Source organism: Psittacicella gerlachiana (assembly GCF_003585965.1).
Lineage (GTDB): Bacteria > Pseudomonadota > Gammaproteobacteria > Enterobacterales > Psittacicellaceae > Psittacicella > Psittacicella gerlachiana.
On sequence record NZ_NRJF01000128.1, the window covers coordinates 1 to 4,424 of the forward strand.

Genomic DNA, 4,424 nt, shown 5'->3' on the forward strand with positions numbered 1-4,424 from the left:
GGAGCTTTTAACTTATTGAGCATTTAAATAGGCAAGAAGTTTGCTTTCAAAAGCTTCGATTTGAGCTTTGTTATCGTTAGAATTATTTATAAAGTAGGTAAAGGCTATTTTTTTCCCTTTAGAGGTAGTAATAATCCCCGTAAAGTTAGTCACTCCATTGAGTGATCCGGTTTTACCTTGAATTTGATAAATTTGAAAAGCTTTTTTGTGTTGTAAGGTACCTTGATCTTGTTGTGGAAATAATTGCCACAGATTACCTAAAGCTTGATTGTTAGTATAAATTGCAGTAACAATTTTTGTCATTTCTAAAGGCGTGGCATTATTGTAATAAGAGAGTCCCGAACCATCATAGATAGTTGGATCTACGCCAATTCCTAAAGAGCGTAAGAGATCACGGTTAACCCGATTAGCAAGAGTATAAGAAACCGGTTGACTAGTTTGCACAAAAGCAAGATTACGATAAAGTTGTTCAGCAATATGGTTTTCGGAACGGGAAAGCATATTTTCAATTAAAGAACCAATAGGTAAACTTTTGATTGTAAAACTTGGAACAGTTTTATTGCCGAGCAGTTGTGTTGAGTAGCTCATTTTTCCTACAGTAATTTTCTTACTTGCTAAAGCATTGCGAATTACTTGTGCTGTAAATTGATTGCCATTAGGAACGGCAAAGTACATCCAAATCCCTTGTTTGTTTTGAGCTACACAACCATCAAGAGTAAAACTTGTCCCTTGTGCATTGATATAATTTAGCTCACAATCTTGTGCTTGACTAGGACTCACAATTTTTACTTGAGAAGTAATTTTTATCTCTCGACTATTAGCATAGTTTTGCATTGGAGCAATAGTACCAAGAGTACCATCGGTTTTTAAAGTGCCAGCAATACAGTTGTAGTTAAATTGAGCAACAGTATTTTCGGAACTATAGCACATAGAATTACCATTCCATACCCAGCCTTGAGGACGGTCATGTCCGGTGTATTTACCTAAGTTAAGGACGAGATTTCTAATTCTCTTTACGCCTCGTTGTAAGAGATTATTTACAATGGTATTAACGCTTTGACTATTAAAACTCGGATCTCCGGTAAATTCCAAAGTTAAGTCTACTTCGCCATTACTCAGAACCTTAATAAAAGCTCTTGTTTCGAGAGTTTGATTATAGTCAAATTTACTTGCGGTTAATAAGGCAGTGATTACTTTGTTTGTCGAAGCGGGTTTAAAGTTAGCTTGAGCATTATAACTGAGAATTACCTTGTTGGTTGTTAAGTCAACAGCATATAAACCAACCATAGCATTAGGAAGATAGGCTTGAGGATTAAAATTGCCTAAGTTTTGGGTTTTCCAGTCAATAGCTGGAAGTGCCAGTTTACTGATATTACTATGAGCTTGATAGCTTTGCTGTTGGCTAATTAATTGATCGAGTGAAGCTTCTTCTCCATCATGAGCTAAAGTGGTTAGACTTAGACTCGTAAAGGTAACAAGTCCTAGGGTTTTTAAGAAATTAAGTTTTAACATAAATTATACAAGTAAAGTCTGGCTCTATAAATTAAGTCAGACTTAGATATAACTAGAGTTTAGGAACAACGAAAGTATCTTTACCTTGACGTAATTGCTTAAAGGTAGGGAAATCAGTTGCTCTTAGAAACGGATTGTATGCTAATTGCTCTGAAAACTTTATTGGAGGTTGAGGATGAGCAATAATTTGTTCTTTAAGAGGCACTAAAGTTGAGTCTTGCTCTGCTAGAGCAAGAGCATAAGCAAGATTGCCTAGAGTATATTCGTGACCAGGATAAAGCTTAAACTCTTGTTCGCCAATAAAATCTTTTACCAGTTGTAAGGAGTTATAGAGCTTGAGGTAATCACCATCAGGCATTACTCGTCCACAACCAAGATTAAAAATTAAATCTCCAGTAAACATAAGGTTCTCAGTAGTAAAAACTAAGTGTTGATCTGTATGTCCTGGGGTATCTAAGGCAAGAAACTCTAAGCCTCCAAGGATAAATTTTTGTCCTGGGGTTACATAGCAACGTGCGGCTTCAGGTACTTGAAACGGGATACTCGCAAAAATTTCTTGCTTAGTATAGACTTTAGTTTGTGGATAAGCTTCAAGTAAGGCTTCTAAACCTGATACATGATCAAAGTGTTTGTGGGTAATTAAGACTGCGACTTTTTGGAGTTGATGTTGCTCTAAGTAAGCCTGTACGGGAGCAAATTCGCCAATATCGATAACGATAGCTAAATCTTCACGTCTCAGGACATAAATATAATTATCACTGAGAGCGGAAAGGATATCTACATGAAGCATGAATTATTCCTCTTTCTTTTTTACATGATGGTACTGAGCAACAAAAATGTCAAAGAGTTCTTGATTAATTTCTTGTAAACGAGTATGGGTAAGACCTTGAGTTTCCCTGTACTCACGAGGAATACAATTTTCCTTAAAACCTTGTTCTAATTCACTAAACAGAGAAGTTAAATGCTGATGTAATCTTTGAAGTTCAGGGTCAGTAAATGCAGGCTCTGGTTTAGTGTTAGTTGTTGTTACACTAGTTGCAGTATTAATTGTTTCCTCAAGAGTTGTTTCTTTACTCTCAGTAGTTTTATTACGAGTTTTTGTTGTGGTTTTGTTGCCACTTTTACTACTACTTTTAATATTTGCAGAAGCAGGCTCTGATTCTGTAGTTTCTTTTTTAGAAAGAAGAGCTTCTGCTTTTTTCTTGCTTGTACTTTTAGCAGTTGTTTTACTCTTGTCTGTTTTACTTTTAGCTTTACCTATTTCGAGTTCACTAAGCTCAACTTGCGTTTGAGGATAAATAAGTTTAGATAATTTAGCTCGTTCTTGGTAATTCGGAGTAACTTTTTTGAGTTTTTTAGTGGCACTAGGGTTTTCCGCTTCGTAAATCTCATCATGATAGAGAAGCGAAGTCTCGAGATCGGCAGCTTGTGTCGCTAAGGTATCAACTAATTCATTACCAGCAATTCCGGTGTGAGCTGCGACTTTTTCCCATTTAATTGCAAAATGTTTTTTATAGAGGTAACAACGTTTAAATAAGTCTGGATTCTTTTTATCTTTCCAGTTTTGTTTTACCCAGCCCTCGATCCATTTGGTCATGGAATCTTTGAGGTAGTTAGAATCTGTTTTGAATAAAATTTTATCGCCACGTTTAATGAGTTTTTCTTGATGCAAATAAAACATTGCATAGAGAAAAGCACTAATTTCCATGCGATTATTAGTAGTAAGGATAAATCCCTTGGATTTATGAAGAATTAATTTTTGTTCTTGATCGAATACTGCAAAAGCGTAACCGCCTTTACCAGGATTTTTTCGACAAGCTCCATCAATGTAAACTGTTAACATAAAGTTTATTATAGCAAAGATACCCAAGGACAAAAAGCAAGAGTAAAGAAAGAGTTAGCAAGAAAGAAGTTGGTAAGGAGAAGAGGTAAGTTTGTGATAACTTTAAGAGGGGAGTGCATACTAATAAAGTTATTCTTCTAAATAAGTATCAATTAATAACCCCAAGCGGTTAAGCTTGGGGTTAGAGAAAACTTATTATTTACGAGAGCAACAAGAAGCACGATTATTTTTTGTTGTTGAACAAGTAGCTACTTTATTGTTGCTGTTTGCGTTATTGGCTGTACAAGTTGTTGAAGCACAGTTGCCATCTGTACAAGTGGTGTTACAAGCATTTCCTGCACAAGTTTTTGTCGTTGCACAATTACCATTAGTACAAGTAGTTGCACAGTTTGTATTTGCATTGCAACTTGTTGCATTACAGTTATTAGCTGTATATGCGGTAGCACAGTTACCATTTTCACAGTTAGTTGTACAGCTGTTATTTGCACAAGTTTTGCAACTAGCATTGGTACAAGTGTTAGGACAAGCATTACCAGTGGTACAAGCTTTTACGTTTGTATTTTCAGTTGTACAATTGCCACCATTGCAAGCTGTAGTGCAAGCTTTGCCTTTACAAGTATCTAGAGTTTGCTTACATGCAGTAGTTTCACAAGTTTGCGAAGTACAAGTAGTAGCTTCACATTTTGCGGTTGCTACATTACATGTCGCTGTAGTACAAACATTAGTTGCATGAGCAGGAGCAGTTGCAAAGAATCCAGCAACAACTACCGCAAAAACGGTTGATAGAGTTTTTAAAGTTAATTTCATATTACGCCTCAAATATTAAATTAATTTATAACTATAAGTCTTACTTACATTTTTGTACTTTTATATGTATGTACTTATACTTTTATATGTACTTTTGTACTTTTGTACTTTTGTACTTTTGTACTTTTGTACTTTTGTACTTTTGTACTTTTGTACTTTTGTACTTTTGTACTTTTGTACTTTTGTACTTTTGTACTTTTGTACTTTTGTACTTTTGTACTTTTGTACTTTTGTACTTTTGTACTTTTGTACTTTTGTACTT

4 protein-coding genes are annotated in these 4,424 nt (G+C 35.1%); all 4 read right to left on the bottom strand.

Features of this window, described 5'->3' with window-relative positions; genetic code table 11:
- Window positions 1-12: 12 nt before the first annotated feature.
- A complete protein-coding gene (gene dacB, locus CKF59_RS04830; protein ID WP_119534840.1) occupies window positions 13-1,512 on the bottom strand; it encodes a D-alanyl-D-alanine carboxypeptidase/D-alanyl-D-alanine endopeptidase in 1,500 nt (499 codons plus the stop codon).
- Window positions 1,513-1,564: 52 nt separating this feature from the next.
- Entirely contained in the window at window positions 1,565-2,302 is a 738-nt protein-coding gene (locus tag CKF59_RS04835) for a hydroxyacylglutathione hydrolase family protein (protein WP_119534841.1), read from the bottom strand.
- A gap of 3 nt (window positions 2,303-2,305) precedes the next feature.
- On the bottom strand, window positions 2,306-3,355 hold the full coding sequence (locus tag CKF59_RS04840; RefSeq protein ID WP_119534842.1) for a ribonuclease H family protein: 1,050 nt from the start codon (window positions 3,353-3,355) through the stop codon (window positions 2,306-2,308).
- Window positions 3,356-3,550: 195 nt separating this feature from the next.
- Window positions 3,551-4,162, bottom strand: coding sequence for a hypothetical protein (locus CKF59_RS04845; protein WP_119534843.1), 612 nt, complete (start codon window positions 4,160-4,162; stop codon window positions 3,551-3,553).
- Between the last annotated feature and the right edge of the window lie 262 nt (window positions 4,163-4,424).